The sequence below is a fragment of the Pantoea sp. MHSD4 genome (assembly GCF_021043305.1).
Classification (GTDB): Bacteria; Pseudomonadota; Gammaproteobacteria; order Enterobacterales; family Enterobacteriaceae; genus Pantoea; species Pantoea eucalypti.
The window spans coordinates 14596-34949 of record NZ_JAJNDH010000009.1 but is presented as its reverse complement, the minus strand read 5'-3'; the positions used below and the strand labels follow the sequence as shown (position 1 = coordinate 34949).

At 53.6% G+C, this 20354-nt stretch carries 15 protein-coding genes; 9 read left to right on the top strand and 6 right to left on the bottom strand.

Annotated elements, in window-relative coordinates:
* Positions 1-5 precede the first annotated feature (5 nt).
* Together LQK91_RS20300 and LQK91_RS20295 are read left to right on the top strand one after the other, a co-directional pair.
* A complete protein-coding gene (locus LQK91_RS20300; RefSeq protein WP_105100064.1) occupies positions 6-368 on the top strand; it encodes a tlde1 domain-containing protein in 363 nt (120 codons plus the stop codon).
* Positions 365-832, top strand: a complete 468-nt coding sequence (locus LQK91_RS20295) for a hypothetical protein (RefSeq protein WP_033762109.1) — start codon at positions 365-367, stop codon at positions 830-832. Before LQK91_RS20300 ends, LQK91_RS20295 begins: the two co-directional genes overlap by 4 nt.
* Positions 833-1039: 207 nt before the next feature.
* Here the strand turns inward: LQK91_RS20295 and ahr are convergent, their stop codons facing one another.
* Both ahr and LQK91_RS20285 read right to left on the bottom strand, forming a co-directional pair.
* On the bottom strand, positions 1040-2056 hold the full coding sequence (gene ahr / locus LQK91_RS20290; protein WP_039661912.1) for an NADPH-dependent aldehyde reductase Ahr: 1017 nt from the start codon (positions 2054-2056) through the stop codon (positions 1040-1042).
* Between the two features lie 104 nt (positions 2057-2160).
* Positions 2161-4134 (bottom strand): methyl-accepting chemotaxis protein, encoded by a 1974-nt coding sequence (locus LQK91_RS20285; RefSeq protein ID WP_008926845.1) that lies wholly within the window; start codon positions 4132-4134, stop codon positions 2161-2163.
* Between the two features lie 575 nt (positions 4135-4709).
* Between LQK91_RS20285 and LQK91_RS20280 the strand changes: the two genes are divergently transcribed.
* Positions 4710-4886, top strand: coding sequence for a general stress protein (locus LQK91_RS20280; protein ID WP_008926846.1), 177 nt, complete (start codon positions 4710-4712; stop codon positions 4884-4886).
* A gap of 74 nt (positions 4887-4960) precedes the next feature.
* Here LQK91_RS20280 and LQK91_RS20275 read toward each other — a convergent pair whose 3' ends face one another.
* Entirely contained in the window at positions 4961-5857 is an 897-nt protein-coding gene (locus LQK91_RS20275) for a LysR family transcriptional regulator (RefSeq protein WP_039661915.1), read from the bottom strand.
* A gap of 202 nt (positions 5858-6059) precedes the next feature.
* On the opposite strand from LQK91_RS20275, the gene LQK91_RS20270 reads away from it, so the two are divergent.
* Both LQK91_RS20270 and LQK91_RS20265 read left to right on the top strand, forming a co-directional pair.
* Complete coding sequence (locus LQK91_RS20270) at positions 6060-7184, top strand: MFS transporter (protein WP_231001661.1); 1125 nt, start codon at positions 6060-6062, stop codon at positions 7182-7184.
* A gap of 65 nt (positions 7185-7249) precedes the next feature.
* On the top strand, positions 7250-8275 hold the full coding sequence (locus LQK91_RS20265) for an alpha/beta hydrolase (protein ID WP_105100062.1): 1026 nt from the start codon (positions 7250-7252) through the stop codon (positions 8273-8275).
* 59 nt (positions 8276-8334) lie between these two features.
* Here LQK91_RS20265 and LQK91_RS20260 read toward each other — a convergent pair whose 3' ends face one another.
* Positions 8335-11436: an efflux RND transporter permease subunit gene (locus LQK91_RS20260; RefSeq protein WP_105100061.1), complete on the bottom strand. Its 3102-nt coding sequence runs from the start codon at positions 11434-11436 to the stop codon at positions 8335-8337.
* 496 nt (positions 11437-11932) lie between these two features.
* Here LQK91_RS20260 and yajD point away from each other — a divergent pair, with 496 nt between their 5' ends.
* Positions 11933-12280, top strand: coding sequence for an HNH nuclease YajD (gene yajD, locus LQK91_RS20255; protein ID WP_008926775.1), 348 nt, complete (start codon positions 11933-11935; stop codon positions 12278-12280).
* Positions 12281-12453: 173 nt separating this feature from the next.
* On the opposite strand, the gene LQK91_RS20250 is transcribed toward yajD, so the two are convergent.
* Positions 12454-12897 carry a cyclophilin-like fold protein gene (locus tag LQK91_RS20250; protein ID WP_105100060.1) on the bottom strand — a complete coding sequence of 148 codons (444 nt, stop codon included), beginning with the start codon at positions 12895-12897 and terminating at the stop codon, positions 12454-12456.
* A gap of 340 nt (positions 12898-13237) precedes the next feature.
* Between LQK91_RS20250 and LQK91_RS20245 the strand changes: the two genes are divergently transcribed.
* The 3 genes from LQK91_RS20245 to LQK91_RS20235 all read left to right on the top strand — a co-directional run bounded on the left by LQK91_RS20245 (position 13238) and on the right by LQK91_RS20235 (position 17801).
* Entirely contained in the window at positions 13238-15565 is a 2328-nt protein-coding gene (locus LQK91_RS20245; protein ID WP_105100059.1) for an FdhF/YdeP family oxidoreductase, read from the top strand.
* A gap of 242 nt (positions 15566-15807) precedes the next feature.
* A complete protein-coding gene (locus LQK91_RS20240; protein WP_105100058.1) occupies positions 15808-16923 on the top strand; it encodes a metallophosphoesterase in 1116 nt (371 codons plus the stop codon).
* Positions 16924-17000: 77 nt separating this feature from the next.
* A complete protein-coding gene (locus tag LQK91_RS20235) occupies positions 17001-17801 on the top strand; it encodes an MBL fold metallo-hydrolase (RefSeq protein WP_105100057.1) in 801 nt (266 codons plus the stop codon).
* Positions 17802-17860: 59 nt separating this feature from the next.
* On the opposite strand, the gene LQK91_RS20230 is transcribed toward LQK91_RS20235, so the two are convergent.
* The gene (locus LQK91_RS20230) at positions 17861-19786 is read right to left on the bottom strand and encodes a methyl-accepting chemotaxis protein (RefSeq protein WP_008926780.1); all 1926 of its coding nucleotides are present in this window, start codon (positions 19784-19786) and stop codon (positions 17861-17863) included.
* Positions 19787-20354: the final 568 nt, after the last annotated feature.

The following is a 20354-nucleotide window of genomic DNA, read 5'->3' as shown; positions in this document are numbered from 1 at the left end:
AACATATGGCATGGATATATCACCAGAGTACCGGCGAACTGTGGCACCGCGGTAAGTTAATGGGTAAAGGTTATTCAGGGAGCCTGACCAACAAAAACAACCCGGATCGTCAACACGTTAAAGGTATGGGGCCAATTCCTCGCGGTACCTGGCATATTGACGGACATACCAGTACAAAGGGACCATTTACCATAATTTTGACACAAACCTCTGGCGAAAGTTATGGCCGCTCTTTATTTCGTATACACGGTGAAAGGAAGCCGCCGAAAGTACCTGGATTCGCTTCTGAGGGTTGCATAATCCCTGGGCCGGTTATTCGCACAAAAATCATTCAGTCAACAGATAAAACGCTGGAGGTAGTGAGATGATTTTGCGAATCATCTTGCTGATCGCCTGCACTATTCCGTCCTCCTGCATAGCATCATCAAATGAATGGAAAGCTTATATCCAACTGATTGAGCAGGCAGACAACAAAACGCTCCATGCGTTTCCGGGAAAAATTGACAGTATTGGTGATACCCTTGACGCTGCTCATACAGAGGAATTGACCACAGCTCTTAGCATGGCGTTAATTAAAGATCCAATATCTGTAATTAACGCAACCAACTCGCTGGACAAAAGTACCGACGCCTTAAAGCAGCGATTTGGCACATCAATGGTATGCGGTATACCTTTAATCACACATGCAAATCAGATGAAAATTGAGGAGTATTTCGCGAAGGCAGAACCCGTGCTGGAAAAAGCTGGAGCTGCTGCTGCAAAATGTCTGAGCAATATGCGTGACACGATTGACGAAGTCAGACAAGAAACCGCAAAAAATTCAGGACATTAATCCTCAGAACAAACCTGGCGCTTGCCGGGTTTTCTGAACGAATACTTGTTAATAAAAACAATACATTATAATCTTAGCGTGGTTTTTTAAACTGTTGACCCTTAAACCCAATCAGCGTGATTGCGGCTGGCCTGTCTGATGGACTGCTGACAAAATAAAGGCAAAAAAAATGCCGCAGCAGGCTGCGGCATATCATTTAGATTCCCATCAGAAATCGGCTTTCAGTACGACACGGTAATTGGCTTTACCGGCGCGGACGTGATCCAGCGCTTTATTGATGTCCGACATCGGGAAGAACTCAACCTGTGGGGCGATATCTGCACGGGAAGCAAGACGCAGCAGCGAGCGCAGCTGACCTGGTGAGCCGGTTGATGAACCGGTTACCGCTTTGTCGCCCAGAATCAGATCAAAAGCACTCACTTCAATCGGCTTCATCACTGCGCCCACGGTGTGGAATTTACCCTGAGGTGCCAGCGCGGCGAAATAAGGTTTCCAGTCCAGATCGACCGCCACAGTGCTCAGGATCAGGTCAAAGCGACCCGCCTGCTGCTTCAGGGCTTCAGGATCGCGGCTGTTTACCACTTCATCTGCGCCCATATCCAGGATTGACTGCTTCTTATCTGGCGTTGAGCTGAATGCCACGACTTCTGCACCCATCGCGTGCAGGATTTTGATGGCAATATGACCCAGCCCACCGATACCGATCACACCTACGCGGCTGGTCGCCGTGATGTTACTCATCAGCAGTGGTTTAAACACGGTGATACCACCACACAGCAGCGGACCGGCGCTTGCTACATCCAGTTTTTCCGGCAGCGGGATAACCCATTGCCAGTCGGCGCGCAGCTTCTCGGCAAAACCACCTTTGTTCATGATGGTCGGGATGCTGCCCTGCTGACAGTTCACCTGCTCGCCGTTAATACAGGCATCGCAGTGCTGACAGCTTTTTGCTGTCCAGCCGATTCCTACACGCTGGCCGATTGAGAGACCTTTATTTTTGGCCGCTTCGCCCAGGGCAGAAACCCGACCAATCACTTCATGTCCTGCAATCACCGGGAACTGAGAGATGCCCCACTCGTTATCGATCATCGACAGGTCTGAGTGGCAGACGCCACAATATTCGACCTGGACTTCGACTTCTTCGGCTGCCAGCTCGGCGGCATCGTACTCATAGAGTTCAAGGGCCTGGCCAGCCTGCATGGCTGCATAACTTTTAATTTTCATTCATACCTCTGCGTGATTAATCACAGACAAGTGTAACAACTGAAAGCCGGCCTTGCCTGGCCGTTGCGCTTACACCGCACTTTTTTGTCTTTTATTCAGATAATTCAGCCTTTAACCTGCGCACCTGAAAGAGTTTGTAACACCTTGAGCTGCGCGACGGCTTCCTGCATCGCATCCATTCCCTGCGTCAGTTCGCGCAGGCTGCCGAGGTGCTTCGCGATGTCGGCGCGCTCATGACGCGTCTGCTGGTTCATCGCCGCCAGCGTATCGGCTGCTGAAATACTGCGCTCTGCCATCTGCGCGGCGGTCTGCGCCGAATCACTGGCCACCAGCCGGATGCGTGAGATGGTGCTGACCGCCTCACCAATGTTACTGGCTGTGGCTTCAGCCTGCTCTTTCGATGAATGCGCCAGACGCCGGACTTCGCCCGCGACCACGGCAAATCCGCGGCCAGCCTCGCCCGCACGAGCTGCTTCTACTGCGGCATTCAGCGCCAGAATGTTGGTCTGGAAAGCAATATTGCTGATGCCATGCGTAATCTCATTGATGCCGTTGGAGATTTTTTCCAGATCGTCCAACCCATCGTCCAGTCGTCCCTGAGCCTGCTGACTCTCAGTGGCGATATTGCTGATATTACGGATGCTGCTTTCTGCCAGGCTCAACGTTTCACCCTGGCTCTGGGTAGCCGTTTCCAGCACTGGCAACGCTTCCATCAGCGGCGTCAATGCCTGCTGATAGTTGATAACCCGATCAAGGACCCGCGTCTGAATACTGTTCAGCGCTTCCCAGCGACGCAACGCACGCTGCGCGTAATGTGCGGCGTAACCGGCATACTCCACCGGGAACTGGCTCATCGCTTTAACGTCATGATTAAAGAACACCAGTGCAGAGAGCGTCTGATTGATTGGCACGCCCAGAATTTCGCCAAAGCTGGAGAAGCCGGCGGCAGCGATGCCTTTAAAAAAGTGGGCGCTGTGAAGCTTATCAGCATTACCGACACGACGCAGGATACAGTCGTTCATCAGAATCGCCGCCGGTTTGCCATGCTGCGCGGTAAAAGCCTGCCACTCCTGCTGCGTCGCTTGTTTGAAGTCTTTCTCCTCCATCAGGAACAGCCGGTCACCAAACTCGAGGTCACAAAAAAACTGCACGCCACCCGATTCAATTCTGGCGATCGAGCGAATGAAGTATTCCCCGCCGACTTTAACGCCAAAGGTTAACCCTTTCAGCCGTTCGGTCAGCTGCGCTTCAGTGCAGTTAAGGTGTTCACACAGCGATGCGACAAACGGCTGCTGCTGACCCTGGCGATTAAACACAGAGGTGACGGTGCGCGCAACCGGATCGGCTTCGGCAATCAGCCAGCTCTGTTCGCGTGGCGTAAAGTTCTGACTTTTAAACGGAGCAAATGATTTTCCGGGTGCCATCTGACAGAACATAATCACAGCTTTGCCCTGCAGCACCTTGCCACCAGTACCGATCCAGGTGCCATCAAAGGTAATTTTACCGCCCGCTGAACCGCCAATCGCCAGGCATGGGAAACGTCCGCAGTTGTACCAGGCCTGCATCAGAAAACCTTCGGACGCGGACAATCCGTCGCAATAAATCATCGCGAAAGTACGGTCTGCCGAAAGTGGCATCCGCACCTGCAACCGCATAAGTTCCTGCTGGATGGCGGTAATACGCTGGCTGGCAGTCTGAGTGTCCGCGACATGCAGGTCGACAATGTGCGTCTCATGGCTGGCGATCAGCGTGTCAGGCAGCCAGAGATAACTTCCCTCCGGGCCATTGCCATCACAGTAAGTACTTTGCGATCGGCTGCTGCTCAGCGCACCGTTGGAAGAGAGTGTCAGCACGGTCAAATCGGCGGAATTAAAGCGTTGCCAGGCCTGACTGACCCGCTGAAAATCGGCTTCAGGCGGAACAAAAGTCATCAGGATCCCGCCCGCGCGCGAGCTTAACCCGATGGAAGAGAGTGATTCCGGCAGCGCACGACAATCCCAGGTGCCATTCGCTGGCTGGCTGCTACGCCTGAGACGGGCAACAGGCAGGCGACTTTTGATCGTCTTAATGATCGACATATTATTATTTTCGCTTTTATCAGAGTAGGTTGCGCTTAAACTCGCGCTTGCTGGTGTTTTTTAAAAGGAGGGCTAAATGCAGGTCCGTTCGCGTTCAGAACTCGTCGCTGAGTACCGGGTTCATCATTGATCGGCGCGCTCAACGCCATTGGGTTATCGCCACTAGCGGGAAAACCTTTAGCAATTGCTGTAGTTGGTTTAATGAATGAAGTTGTTACATTTTAGTAGCATAAAATAAGCCAGAATGAGGGCCTGGCACTATTCCTGTTTATCTGTCACTCATCTGTTGCCTCTGCTTTTCGCAGCGTTTGCGTGCTACGGCGGGCAGATCCCCGCCAATCTCCCCGCGTGTCGAGCAAGGTCGCTTTACTCATAACATTCTCCTTTTTCGTCAGGCCTTTATGCGCAGTTCATCTCTCCTTACCATGCCGACGCCAGCGCTTTATTAAAAATTAATGTCAGCATTATCAACAACTTCAGTCTGTGCATTTGCATAAACGAAGCGGACGACTATGCTTCCTGGTGTGACTAGCTAGTCCTTTTTATCTAATGGAACATTGATATGAGGTCTTCCTATGACACAACAGAAGTACAGAGGTGGTGCCGGCAATTTTGCCAACGATCCAGAACGAGCGAGTGAAGCTGGCAGTGCAGGAGGCAAGGTCAGTGGGGGCAACTTCAGAAACGATCCTGAAAAGGCCAGGGAAGCCGGTCGGAAAGGAGGCAAGATTAGTCGACGTCCTTCTAAGTAATTCTGAATAAAGCGCTTTAGGACGTATTACGCCATGGAGTGGCATCTCTTCCGTTAACACTCAGAATAGGTTCATCATTCCCCCTCTTTTAGCCTTAACGCCTCTCTGACCAGGTTAAAAGCCGGTGAATGCTGCTTGCGGCTGGGATAATAGAGATAATAACCGGGAAACGGTTCGCACCAGCGCTCCAGCACCCGGATCAGCGTGCCCTGCTCCAGCCCTTCTGCGACTTCCTGTTCAGGCAGAAAAGCAATTCCCAAACCGGCCACTGCCGCTTCTGCAATGTGTGCCGAAGTGTTGAAGGTTAACTGTCCATTTACCCGCACATTCAACGGCCCTTCTTCTCCGTCAAAATCCCAGACATACAACCCACCCGCTGTTGCCTGTCGCATATTAATGCAGTTGTGATGCAGCAGATCGTGTGGGACCTGAGGCGCAGCATGACGACGAAAATAGTCTGGCGCCGCCACCGCAGCCATTCGTAACGGTGGGGTTATGGGCATCGCCACCATATCTTTATCAATTGTGTCACCCATTCTGACTCCGGCATCAAACCGATCGGCCACGATGTTTCGCAAGCCATGATTCGCATCGAATTCGAGTCGGATATCCGGATAAGCCTCCAGCAGTGGCGTCAGTTTTGGCAGCAGGAGTGAACTGAGAATATGCGGGCCACAAGTGATGCGTACCGTGCCGGCGGGCTTGTCACGCATCGCAGTCAGCATATCCAGCTCCGCCTCAATTTCATCGAATCGATTGCCAATCGCCAGGATTAACCGTTCACCTGCTGCGGTCGGTGAGACGTTCCGCGTCGTGCGGGTCAGCAGCCGAATTTCCATCCGGTTTTCCAGGGCAGTAATCGTCTGACTCAGCGCGGGCTGCGTAACGCCCAGCAGTGCCGCTGCACGGGTAAAGCTGCCCTCACGCGCTACGGTAATAAAAGCCTGCAGATCATTCATGTTGCGCTTCATGTTGCGCTCCCATTGGTGGATTCATAACCGCTGGTTATAACCCCATTAAGGATTCATTAGCTAGTCAATATAAAGTTAAACCGTAAAATTTCCTGAGTTCATCATGACCCCCAACAATGAAACAGGATTCAGCATGACTTCTCCGGAAACAACAGCATATTCCCCTCAGCACAACGTCGCTCATTGGGGTGGCGTCTGGGCGATGACGCTTTGCGTATTCGCGTTGATCGCATCTGAATTTATGCCAGTCAGCCTCTTATCACCGTTATCATGTGATTTGGCGGTCAGTGAAGGTCAGGCCGGACAGGGCATTGCTATCTCCGGCGCATTGGCGGTGATGACAAGCCTGTTGATCACCCGTATTGCAGGCAATCTCGACCGCAAAATCCTGTTGCTGACGCTGACACTTCTAATGGCGCTATCCGGATTGATGGTCGCGATGGCACCCAACTATCTCACCTACATGACTGGCCGGGCGTTGATTGGCGTGGTGATTGGCGGGTTCTGGTCGATGTCAGCTGCGGTGGCTATCCGGCTGGTCCCCACCGGGCAGGTGCCGCGTGCACTGGCTATTTTTAACGGCGGTAATGCGCTGGCGACAGTTATCGCTGCACCGCTGGGGAGCTATCTCGGTTCTGTCATCGGCTGGCGTGGCGCTTTTTTCAGCCTGGTGCCGGTGGCCTTGCTCGCCCTGCTCTGGCAAGGAGTTACGCTGCCGTCAATGCCCGTCGATAAAGCACGGCAGCGAAGCGCAAACCTCCTGCAGCTGCTGCGTTCACCGCTGGTAACAATAGGTCTTGCCGCCTGCGGACTGCTCTTTATGGGGCAATTCACCCTCTTTACCTATCTCCGTCCGTTTCTGGAAACCGTCACGCAGGTTGACGTTTCTACGCTATCGCTGGTGCTGCTGACCATTGGCGTTGCCGGTTTTATCGGAACACTGATCGTCGGGGTTGTTCTGCAGCGTGGATTTTATCTCACCCTGATGATTATTCCACTGATCATGGCGTCAGTCGCAGGGCTGCTCATGGTATTCGGTCATCAGCTGTGGCTGGTGGCACCGTTGCTGGGCATCTGGGGACTGGTGGCAACTGCCGCACCCACCGGATGGTGGGCCTGGGTCGCCAGAACCTTCCCGGATAACGCGGAGACGGGTGGCGGATTAATGGTTGCCATTGTCCAGCTGTCGATTGCTCTGGGATCGACGCTGGGCGGTCTGGCCTTTGACCATGCAGGCTGGCAGCTCACCTTTGCCATCAGCGCCACATTACTCATCGCTGCCGCTGGACTGGCGTTGATCACTGCGCGCAAAGAAAGCGCCGCCTGATAGCAGATTCATTGTTTAACCGGGCAGCCTGTTGCCCACTTCTCGTCAACCCTGAGGATCCTTTCATGAGAGCATTAACCCTGATGTTTGGACTGTTGATCAGTTCATTTGCAGCCAGCGCTGCCGATATGTCACGCGGCGCCGACAACTTTTATCAAAGCGATAAAGTGACACGCGAAAAAGTGACGTTTAAAAACCAGTATCAGATGGGCGTCACCGGCACCCTGTTCAGACCTAAAGAAGCGAGTAAAACAGCGCGTCTTCCGGCGATAGTGGTGGGGCATCCGATGGGCGCAGTCAAAGAGCAGAGCGCCAGTCTCTATGCGCAAAAGATGGCTGAGCAGGGCTTTGTTACCCTGGCAATCGATCTCTCATTCTGGGGCGAAAGTGAAGGCCAGCCACGTAATGCGGTTTCTCCGGATATCTATGCCGAAGACTTCAGTGCCGCAGTCGATTACCTGGGGACACGCGAATTTGTCGACCGCAATCGGATTGGTGTGCTGGGCATCTGTGGCAGTGGCAGTTTCGTCATCAGCGCGGCAAAGATCGATCCCCGCATGAAAGCGATAGCTACCGTCAGCATGTATGACATGGGATCAGCCAACCGTAATGCGCTGAATAAAAGCCAGACGCTGGCTCAGCGCAAGCAGATCATTGAAGCAGCAGCACAGCAACGTTATGCGGAATTTACCGGGGGTAAAATCGCTTACACAGGCGGTACACCACACAAAATTGATGCTGATTCACCGCCAGTTGCTAAAGAGTTTTATGATTTTTACCGGACACCTCGGGGCGAGTTCACCCCAAAAAGCTCGTCAGCTGCACTAACCACGCACCCGACGCTCACCAGCAATGTGAAGTTCATGAACTTCTATCCGTTCAATGATATTGAGACCATCTCTCCGCGCCCAATGCTCTTCATCACCGGTGATAAAGCGCACTCACGCGAGTTCAGTGAAGATGCTTTCCAGCGCGCAGCTCAGCCCAAAGAGCTGTATATCGTACCTGATGCAGGTCATGTCGACCTTTATGATCGCACTGATCTGATCCCGTTCGCCAAACTGACGGCTTTCTTTAAACAGAATCTGTAATCTTCTGCTCATCGACTCCAGCCCGTCTGCAGAAAACTGCAGACGGGCTGTCTGCGTGATTAGCCTTTGCGATGGCGGGTCAGATAATGCTTCACCAGCACAAAGAACAGCGGAACAAAGAACAACGCCAGGACCGTGCCTGCCAGCGTGCCACCGATGATGCCGGTCCCGATGGCAATGCGGCTATTAGCACCCGCACCGGTTGCCACCGCCAGCGGGATCACGCCAGCAATAAAGGCGAGTGACGTCATCATAATCGGCCGCAAACGGGTTCGTGCTGCCTGCAATGCAGCTGCACTCAGCGAACTGCCCCGGCGCACTGCATCTTCTGCAAATTCGATGATTAATATCGCGTTTTTAGAGGTCAGTCCGACCGTGGTCAGCAACGCCACCTGGAAATAGATATCGTTGCTCAATCCCCGCAGCGCCACTGCCAGCACGGTACCCAACACACCAAGCGGCACCGCCAGCAGCACTGAGAACGGCACCGACCAGCTTTCATACAGCGCAGCCAGACAGAGGAAAACCACCAGAATCGAGATCGCATAAAGCGTAGTCGATTGCCCGCCCGCCTGTTTTTCCTGCAGCGAAAGCCCGCTCCACGCGCCCGTCGTGCCTGCAGGTAATTGATTAGCCAGCCGCTCAATCGTATTCATGGCATCGCCGGAGCTAAACCCTTCGGCATTCTGACCCTGAATTTCATAGGCGGCAGAGCCGTTATAACGATCAAGGCTTTCTGGTCCCATGGTCCACCGGGTCGAGGCAAAGGCCGAGAATGGCGTCATAGTGCCTTCACTGTTCCGGATGTACCACTTATTCAGATCTGACGGTGCTGAACGATACTGACTGTCGCCCTGCACATAGACCCGCTTCACCCGTCCACGATCGATGAAGTCATTGATATAAGCACCACCCCAGGCGCTGGTTAGCGTATCGGTCACATCATCCAAATTCAGTCCCAGCGCCACCGCTTTGCTGGTATCAATGTCAACCTGCAACTGCGGGGTCTGCGGCAGGATATTCGCCCGCACGCCCGTTAACTCCGGGCTTTGCGCTGCGCGTTGTAATAGCTGATCGCGCAGGTTACCCAATTGTTCACGCGTGGTGCCACCGCTGGCCAGCAGCTCATAGGTGAAGCCGTTGTTCTGTCCCAGACCTGGCACCGATGGCGGCGTCAGTGCAAAGATCTGCGCATCCCGAATCGACGCCAGCGCATAGGTCGCGCGTCCGGCAATCGCCTCGGCGGAGTTCTCACTGCCGGGTCGCTGGTCCCAGTTTTTAAGCTTGATAAACGCCATACCGGCATTCTGCGCAGCACCGCTGAAATTAAAGCCGTTAATGGTGAAGATCACATCAACATTCTGTTTTTCTTCAGTCAGAAACCAGTCAACTATTTGCTGGTTGACGGCCTCTGTACGACTGGCCGTAGCGCCCGCTGGCAATGTAGCCTGAAGCATGATACTGCCCTGATCTTCGGTCGGCAGGAAACTGCCTGGTAATCGGGTGAACATCACAAACAGCACCACGCCCATTGCCGCATAAAGCGACACCATGACCAGCGGACGACGCAAGGTGCTGACCACTTTGTGGCGATACTGGCGCTCGGTGGCGGCATAAAAGCGGTTAAAACCGCCAAAGAAGCCTTTACGATGCGGTGTTGTTGGCCGCAGCAGCATGCCACACAGCGCGGGCGTCAGGGTCAGCGCCACCACCACGGAGAAGGTCATAGCCGCAATGATGGTGATGGAGAACTGCCGGTAAATCACGCCGGTCGATCCGGCGAAAAACGCCATCGGCAGAAAGACTGCCGAGAGCACCAGCGCGATAGCCACCAGCGCGCCGGAGATCTCTTTCATCGACTTTTCCGTTGCCTCTCGTGCCGGCAAACCTTCGTCATGCATGATGCGTTCGACGTTCTCGACCACTACGATTGCATCGTCCACCAGCAACCCGATGGCCAGCACCATGGCAAAAAGCGTCAGGGTGTTGATGGTGTAGCCGCATAACGCCAGTACACCGAAGGTGCCGAGCAGCACGACCGGCACCGCCAGCGCCGGGATCAGCGTCGCGCGTATGTTCTGCAGGAACAGGTACATCACTACCACGACCAGCGCGATCGCTTCGATCAGGGTGATCACCACATCCTCAACGGAGATTTTGATGAAATCGGTGCTGTCGAGCGCATAGGCCACTTCGTAGCCTTGCGGCATTGAGTGGCGATACTCTTCAACTTTGTTTTTCACCAGCGTCGCGGTGGCCAGCGCATTCGCGCCCGGTGCCAGCATCACCCCGACCCCGGCTGCAGGATGCCCGTTAAGTCGTGTGGTCATGTCATAGGATTCGCCGCCCAGTTCCACCCGCGCCACATCACCCACCCGCACGATCGCGCCGCTTTTATCACTTTTGACGATGATATTGCGGAACTGCTCTGGCGTCTGCAGTCGCGACTGCGCTCTGACCGTGGCGGTGAGTTGCTGATTATCGGGTGATGGCAGGCCGCCGATTTTACCGGCTGAGACCTGAATGTTTTGCGAGCGTATCGCCGCCGACACGTCAGACGGCTGCAACGCATAAGCGTTTAGTTTGAAAGGATCGAGCCAGATGCGCATCGCGTACTGACCGCCGAACACCTGGATGTCGCCGACCCCTTCGGTCCTGGCCAGCGGCTCCTGCATATTACTGACCAGCCAGTCACCGATATCTGTGCTGTTGCTTTTACCCGTGGTGTCATACAGCCCCATCACCAGCAGAAAATTTGACTGCGATTTCGTCACGGTGACACCAAGCTGCTGCACCTCGCTGGGCAGACGGGAAAGCGCCTGCTGCACCTTATTCTGTACCTGCACCTGAGCGGTGTCGGGATCCGTGCCCTGGCTGAACGTTACAGTGACTGACACGTTCCCCTGCGAGCTGCTGCTGGAGGTGAAATAGAGCAGGTTATCCAGCCCGGTCAATTGCTGTTCAATCACCTGCGTGACGCTGTTCTCCAGCGTTTCCGCTGACGCCCCGGTGTAAGTTGCGCTGATATTCACTGAGGGCGGTGCAACATCGGGATACTGTTCTACCGGTAACAGGGTGATAGAGAGTGCGCCAAGCAGCATAATTAAAATGGCAACAACCCATGCAAAGACGGGACGATAAATAAAAAAACGAGAAAACATCAGCGGGATCTCTTCCTTTGGGCGGGGGCAAGACCTGCATTCCTGCGGGCCAACAAACTGCGTTGATTATAGGTTGTACCTTTCGGATAAACATCCTGACATTACCTTTTCTTACACCAGGCTGAATGCAGCGATATTTTGCCCCTTAGCTGCTGACAAGCCAGGTTAGCGCTGGCAGGATGGTGATTCTCTGAGCTGATCTGAGCAGCCGGGTAAAACCGTCGCTTTTATGCCGGACTGGAGATGATGAACTGCGGCGGGTAAAACGCTGACAGAGAGGAAAGCAAGACGCATGCAAAGGGATGATTATCAGGCTGGCGGTGGAGCTTAAGCGCATAAAGATTAAAAACAGGCCTCGTTAGCCAGGTGGCATAGTCATACCGGATTGTATCGCTTCCCTTCCCGCGGAACACGATGATTTCTCCTTCGGTTCCGTTGTGGGATATATTAGCTGCACTCTCGTGACATTTACTCTGAATAACAGGTATTCCCGGCAATGGCTCTGATCCCCAAAAACTATACGCGGCTGGAAGGCGGCTATCGTGAGAAAGCACTTAAAATCTATCCATGGGTGTGTGGACGCTGCTCACGCGAGTTTGTCTATTCAAACCTGCGCGAGCTGACGGTTCACCATATCGATCACGACCACACCAACAATCCGGAAGATGGCAGTAACTGGGAATTGCTGTGTCTCTATTGTCATGACCATGAGCACTCAAAGTACACCGAGGCTGACCAGTATGGCACCCGCGTAGTGGCAGGCGAGGATGCACAAAAAGATGTCGGTGAGGCTACCTACAACCCCTTTGCTGACCTGAAGTCGATGCTGAATAAGAAGAAGTAATGGCTTAACTGTCAGGCTGGCCGATCGGCCCGACAGTCTCGCTTCCCGAAGAGGATCTCAACGTCTGGCCGCGGCCACAACGCACCGTAGTCCGTCATGCCAGATGCCACCCTCACCAGACTCCGCGCGATATGAATCCTGTACCAGCCGGTTATTTCAGATTTTGATATCCGTCATGGCCGGGTGAACCGTACATCAATCCCCCCCTCACCGACACTCTTTTTGAGGCTACCTGTCGACAGCATCTTTCCTATCGGCGTGTAACTATAGGAGGTCTGGAATGTCTCGTAAAAAAGCACCAGCGTCTTATTGCCATACAGCATCACATCGCCCTGCTGGATCGTGCCGGGTTTATGCGGATCGTTTTTAAGGGCAGCAGGCAGGTCTGCAAACTTCTCGTTGCCGTTCAGCTCCTCCATCGTCATGGTCAGCGGAAGTTGCTGTAAAAATGCTTTCGCGGTGGGGTTATCCGCCAGCGCAATCTCATACGACTGATGGTTGATCGTCATAATAATCTTCATGGGACGCAGCTCTCCAGCCCGATCCGGGCCACTGGCTTTAACGGGCATCAGACTATAAGTGGAAAGTAAAACCAGCAAAAGTAAGGCTCTTTTCATAAGGTTGCTCTCCGGATTATGGTGCATCTATTCAGACATGGCGTGCGTTACTGCAATCGCCGTCCAGCCATAATAAACGGGCTCACTTACCCGCCGTTGCCTGATGGTAAAGATTTATCCTTCCTCCTTTGCCTGCCTCATCATCCTGTCGGCGGAACTCGGGCGCCGCTTATTCTGCAACAGCCCGGATGCGCTGCGCTTCATCTGATGTGCGGCTTACGTTTCGGGCTGTCGAAACATTTTGAGAAATAATTTCCCTGAATTACAGCCAGTTTCCGCGTTGTTGCCACTGTTTCTGTACCAGGCTTATCGGATAACAATAGAGACACTGTGGAGCATTATGAAAGAGCAAAATCGCACAAATGGCATCGCCCCTTATGGGGGGGCTGCCGGTGGCTGGGGCGCACTAAAGGCGGTTGCGGATGCGATCCGCGGCCAGATGTCTGTGAAGCAGGATGTGATTGCCCTGTTTAAAGTCAACCAGCCGCAGGGCTTCGACTGTCCGGGCTGCGCCTGGCCCGACCCGCAACATGCTTCCTCCTTTGAGTTCTGCGAAAACGGTGCAAAAGCCGTCTCGTGGGAAGCGACCAGCAAGCGCACCACGCCAGAGTTCTTTGCGGCTCATACCGTGACTGAACTGTGGGAGCGCAGCGCACTGCATCTGGAGGGCGAAGGACGCCTGACCCATCCGATGAAGTACGATGCCGCTACCGACACCTATCAGCCTATCGAATGGGATACGGCATTCCGGGAAATTGGTGAGCATCTGCGCAACTATGACGATCCGGATAGCGTGGAGTTTTATACCTCGGGTCGCGCCTCGAATGAAGCGGCGTTCCTGTGGCAGCTCTTCGCCCGCGAATATGGCACTAATAACTTCCCCGATTGCTCAAACATGTGTCACGAACCGACCAGCGTCGGGCTGCCGGAATCAATTGGCGTGGGCAAAGGCACGGTAGAACTGGAAGATTTTGATCACTGCGACCTGGTGCTTTGTATCGGCCACAACCCAGGTACCAACCATCCGCGCATGCTGGGCACGCTGCGTGAAGTCTCTAAACGCGGTGCGACTATCGTGGCGATCAACCCGCTGCGTGAACGCGGACTGGAGCGTTTTACTTCACCGCAGAGCCCGATTGAGATGCTGTCAATGAGCTCCACTGAGCTGGCATCGACCTACTACAAAGTGCGGGTAGGCGGCGACGCGGCAATGCTGAAAGGGGTGATGAAGATCCTTCTCACTATGCACGAGGAGGCGCTGAGCAAAGGCGAACCCGGCGTCATTGATGAAGCCTTTATCACTGAACACACCGAAGGTTTTGACGCCCTGAAAGCCGACCTGGAGAGTACCGACTGGGAGCATATTCTGAAAGTCTCTGGCATGGCGCGCGAAGAGATCCAGCATATCGCCCGGCTCTACGCTAGTGCTGAACGCACCATCATCTGTTACGGCATGGGGATTACCCAGCACCAGTATGGCACCCAGAACGTGCAGCAAATTGCCAACCTGTTGCTGATGCGCGGCAACATCGGTAAGCCTGGCGCAGGTATTTGTCCGTTACGCGGTCACTCCAATGTGCAGGGCGATCGCACGGTGGGCATCACGGAGATCCCGCCGCAGTCGCTGCTGGATGGCATAGAGAAGGTGTTTGGGTTCCACCCGCCGCAGAAGCATGGTCACGGCGCAGTTGAGGCGATTAAGGCGATGCGCGACGGCAAAGCTAAAGCGCTGCTCTGTCTGGGCGGCAATCTGGCAGAGGCGATTTCCGACCCACAGGTCACGTTCCCGGCGATGCGCAAACTGGATCTGGTGGTGCATATGGCCACCAAACTCAACCGCTCACACCTGTTACTCGGTAAGCACAACTATCTGCTACCAGTACTGGGCCGTACTGAAAGCGATGTTCAGGCTACCGGTGTTCAAAGCGTGACTGTTGAAGATTCAATGTCGATGGTGCATGCCTCACGCGGCTCGCTGGACCCGGCTTCGCCTCATCTCAAATCTGAACCGGCGCTGGTGGCCTCCCTTGCCAGGGCAACTCTGCCAGACAGCGTGGTTGACTGGTCAGCCATGGCGGCCGATTACAGCCGCATCCGTGATGCCATTGAAGCGGTGTTCCCGGCGTTTGAAAACTTCAATGAGAGGATTAAGCATCCGGGAGGATTCCGGCTTCATAACGCTGCGTCAGAACGCGTCTGGTTGACGCCATCTGGCCGTGCTCAGTTTAAGGTGATGCAGGGCATCAATGAAGATCCCCGCTCGCTGAAATGCCATGATCTGGTACTCACCACCCTGCGCAGTCACGACCAGTATAACACCACGCTGTACGGCCTGAATGACCGCTATCGGGGCGTGACGGGCCGGCGTGACGTGCTATTTATCAATGCTGAAGAGGCGGAAAAACGCCAGCTGCGGGTCGGTGACCGTGTCGATCTGATGGCGCTGGACCCGGATGGCAATCCCACTTCTCGCCAGATGAAAAACCTGACTATCGTGATTATCGATATGGCCTCAGGTTCGGTTGGCGCTTACTATCCGGAAGCGAATGTGATGGTTCCGCTCGACAGCCACGATACCAAAAGCGGTATCCCCGCTTATAAAAGCATTCCTATCTCCATGACGCGCGTCACCGACGAGACGCAGATGACCTCAGGCGTTCTACGCTAATCGGACATGTCAGAATATGAATGTTGTCAGCGTGGCCGGTGCACCGGTCACGCTTTTTTGTTTTTCCGCCCTGCAGAGATGTTTTTGCTCATCCTTTCTCTCTGCTTTATCCCCGTTAAAGCACCTGGCGTGAAGTAACCCTGACGGCAGCATCGTATACACTACAGTGCTGAAAACGGCTCTATAAACCCTTGTCTCTTTTTTGCCTGCGCGGATATTCAGCGCCCTACCGGAAAAATGCCATGTTTCACCTGATTTTCAGCTTACCCAGCTGGTATGTTATTGCGCGCGTCATTATTCCATTATCTATGCCTCTGGCCATCAAGATCCTGCTCTCCGCACTGGTGCTGCTGGCTTCACAGTATCTGCTGGTAAGCCGCTTTACCTCAGGCGGAATTTTTTCCGCCGAAATGCCCCGCATCATCATCATCCTGTTTAACTGGGCATACAGCACCGTACTGTTGCTGGCGCTGCTGCAGATGCTGATGGATGCGGTCATGCTGATTGCCCTGCTGTTACGGCATCCGCTGGAGCTGGTTCCCGGTATTCGCTATCTGGCCGTCGTGCTGGCAATGGCGCTGGCTGCCTTTGGTGTTCAGCAGGCGATACGGGTGCCCCCGGTCAAAGAGGTGACGCTGGTGCTACCCAACCTGCCTCCAGAGTTCGATGGCTATCAGCTGCTTCAGCTGACCGATCTTCACATCACCCGGTTATTTAATGCCGCCTGGACCGCCAGGATGGTTGAAAGAGCGATGTCTCTTAAAGCCGATCTGATTGTGGTGACAGGCGATGTGATCGATGGCAGCCTGGAGCATCGTCGGCATGACGTCGCGCCGCTGCGGAAGCTGGCCGCGCGCGACGGCGTATGGGCCATCACCGGCAATCACGAATATTTCTTCCATCAGGCAATCTGGACGGCGCATCTGGCCTCACTGGGGCTACAGCCTCTGCTCAACAACCATACCGTTATTGAGCGCGGAGCCGCAAAGCTGGTGATTGCTGGCCTGCCGGACACCTCCGCGCCAGGCAGGAACGCGACCGGTCCGGATCTGGCCCGCGCACTGGAACAGGCACCTGAAAGCGCGCCGGTGATTCTGCTGGATCATCAGCCACGAAATGCCCGCCAGAACGCGGCGCAGGGGGTAGATGTGCAGCTCTCCGGCCATACGCATGGCGGACTGATTATCGGGCTGGACCGGCTGTTTGCTAAACCCAATGGCGGTTTTGTGTCCGGGCTTTATCAGGTCGACGGAATGCAGCTCTATGTGAATAACGGCACGGCACTCTGGCCAGGCATGGCGGTCAGGCTGGGTCGTCCCTCCGAACTGACCCGGATTACCCTGCGCCGCCAGCCCTAATCGCGTGACGAAATAGCCTCACGAAAGTGCGGTTTTCGCAGGTGTGCATAAGCTTGAGTGAAACAAAGGAGATCACTATGACGATGTTATGTACCGCCTGTGGAACCGCTTATCCCTCTGCTGCCCCTGATGAGCACTGTAAAATCTGTGAGGATGAACGCCAGTATGTTCCGGCTGCGGGTCAGCGCTGGATCGCATTTGATGAACTGCGCGGCAGCCACGCCAATAAGTGGACGGCCCATAGCGATGCGCTATTAAGCCTTAAAACTGTGCCTGAGTTTGCCATCAACCAGCGCGCTTTTCTGCTGCGTACGCCGCATGGCAACGTGCTATGGGACTGTATTGCCAACCTGGATGATGCAACTTATACGCTTATTGCCGCGCTGGGTGGCATTGATGCTATCGCGATTTCACATCCGCATTACTACACCACCATGCAGGAGTGGGCTGAGGTCTTTAACGCGCCTATTCATCTGCATGCCCGCGACAGGCAATGGATTGTGCGGCAGAGTCCGCATATCCAGCTCTGGCAGGGTGAGTCGCTGACGCTGATGCCCGGTGTGACGCTGTTACGGCTGGGCGGTCATTTTCCCGGCGGCTGCGTGCTGCACTGGGATGAAGGCGAAGGCGTGATGCTGGCGGGTGATATTATTCACGTCACGCCGGGTGCGCATGGCGTGTCGTTTTTGTGGAGCTACCCGAATATGCTGCCACTGTCAGCCGCGACCGTGAGTGACATCATGCATCGGCTTTCCGGCGTGACGTTCGGACAGCTTTATGGCGCGTTCGAAGGTCAGGATATTCATCATCAGGCAAAAGAGAAAGTGATGCGGTCAGGAGAGAAGTATCTGGCCTGTCTGCAGGAACATCAGGCGTAGCGGACGATAAACACGGAGAAGAGAACAGCCGCCCACAGGTGGCGGCTGTTTTAACTCACTTATGCGGTCTGGAATACCGCGACCATCGTACGCAACTGACCTGCGCGCGAAGCCAGCTCCTCTGCAGAGGAGGCAGACTCTTCGACCAGCACGGCGTTCTGCTGCGTCACCTGATCCATCTGGTTCACCGCAATATTAACCTGCGAAATACCGCTGCTCTGCTCTTCAGATGAAGCAGAGATATCGCGCATCAGCTGAGAGGTCTGTTCAATCGCGCTGACGCTCTGCTTCACTTTGTCGCCTGCGTTCTGGGCCATCGCGATCCCTTCATGCGCATGCGTCACCGACTGCTCGATCAGGCTCTTGATTTCTTTCGCTGCACTGGCTGAACGTTGTGCCAGCGCACGCACTTCCGACGCGACAACCGCAAAGCCTTTGCCCTGCTCACCCGCACGTGCCGCTTCAACGGCCGCATTCAGTGCCAGGATATTGGTCTGGAAAGCGATGCTGTCAATGACGGAGGTGATCTCTTCAATCTGTCCAGAACTGCCCCGGATTTTCTGCATCGTCTGCATCACGGAATCCATCGCCGCACCGCTTAACAGTGCCGCCTGAGTGGCTGATTCTGCGCGATCAGAGGCAAAGCGGGTGTTATCCGCATTCTGCTGAATGATTGATGCCAGTTGTTCCATACTGGCCGCTGTTTCAGCCAGAGATGCAGCCTGCTGTTCGGTGCGTGATGAAAGGTCGCCATTGCCACGAGCAATCTCTTCAGAGGAATTGGCGATAGTGGCTGCGTTACCTTTGATATCCGAAACCAGCTGGGCAAGACGCTGCTGCATCCGCATCAGCGCATTCAATAGTTCAGCCATTTCATTGCTGCCGGAAACAGTCAGCGCTGCCGTCAGATCGCCGGCCGCAACACGGCTGGCAACTTCGACCGCTTCTTTGACCGGACGGGTGACTGAACGGGTGATCATGACAGCCAGCAGAATAGCCAGCAGCGCGACGGTGAGCAGGCCTGCCAGCAGCAGGTATTGCGCCTGACGACGTTCATCAATTTGAGATTGCAGTAGTTCCTGCAGTCGACCACTACTCTGATTGCCCAGCATGGCGTAGCGGTTAATCGCCTCGGTTAAGACCCTCACATATTCAACCGGCGTAATACTGACCTGTCCGGTTATGATGGCACCTTCAGCCAGCTGTAATGCACTCAGGGCCTGTTGTTTTGCATTCTGCGCAAGGTCACCAAAAGTCGCCTTTAGATCAGGTTCAATCATAAACACCTTATCCATATTACTGCTGAACTGCGACAGTACCGTTTTGCCATTATCAATCTGAAATGCCAGCCGGCTGCGATCAGCATCAGAGGCTTTACCGCTGGCAATCAATGAAGCACCATTTCCGCGAATCTGACCCAGCGTTTCAGTCAGCAGCGGCAGTCGGCCAAAAATGCTAACAATCAGTTGATAGGTATTTAAGTCAGCATCCAGCGACAGCTGATAGAAATCCAGCACATCCTGATTAGTGTCCAGCAGCACCTGAATCAGATGAGTGTGCTGCACCAGGCTGCTCGCCAGCGTCAGTCGGCCACCATTGAGCTCCTCTTGCAGCTGACGCCATTCCTGATTAACCTTCTCAAGTCGCTTTAATGGCTGTGCCTGCTCATCGCTTTGACGCAAATCGTCAGCAATGCTCTCAGACAAACTGTTAATCTGGGTCACCAACGCCATACGCGGCGGATTATCCGGTTTGTTCTGACCGATTGCGATTGCGCTTTCAGCCCGATGACGCTGTAGCAGGTTCAGTAACTGAAGGACTTTTTTCTCAACCGGAATACCGGTGAGCTCAACTTTTTTTGTATCGATAAGCTGATTGCCTGTCTGAATAAACAAAAATGTAGGTAATATAAACAGGACCAGCGCAAAAGATCCCAGTAACAGGAATTTCGCTGGCAGATTAATTCGGTCGAGTATTTTTTTCATTCTTTTCCGCTCTGATGTATGAGGCGTGCAGGTGAGCCCTGGACAAAATAAGGTTTGTAATTTTATTTTTACTTCTTCTTTTACATAGCCAGACGTGCTTCATGCAGCACAGTATTGGTATGAAGAGATGAGTTTTGTATGAAATTCAGAAACACATATAACAACAGAAAGGAGTATAGATTGCGTTCCGTTATTTTTCAGTGAATAAAATGACGATATTTACTGCAAGATTAACCTAACTCAAACTTAAAAATAACCATATTTATCATAAAGATAAAAAACAAACCCTTCGGCGGACACCTTAAGCCGTTAGCGTGTCTTCAGCATTATTGTTTTGAAAATAAAGAAATTAAAGTCGACTCGGAAATCGCCGATAACAAATATCCGCACCCTATCTGATTAATTATCATTACGCTATTAGCCGAATATAAAAACCACGAAAAAAACAAACCTAATCATATAACTCTAAAGAGTTACTTCTGTTTTAGTAATGAAATCGATTTCATTTTATTTAAAAGAAGTTATTTTATTGATTAATGCTAAAAAAAAGCCCCCACAGTGTGGAGGC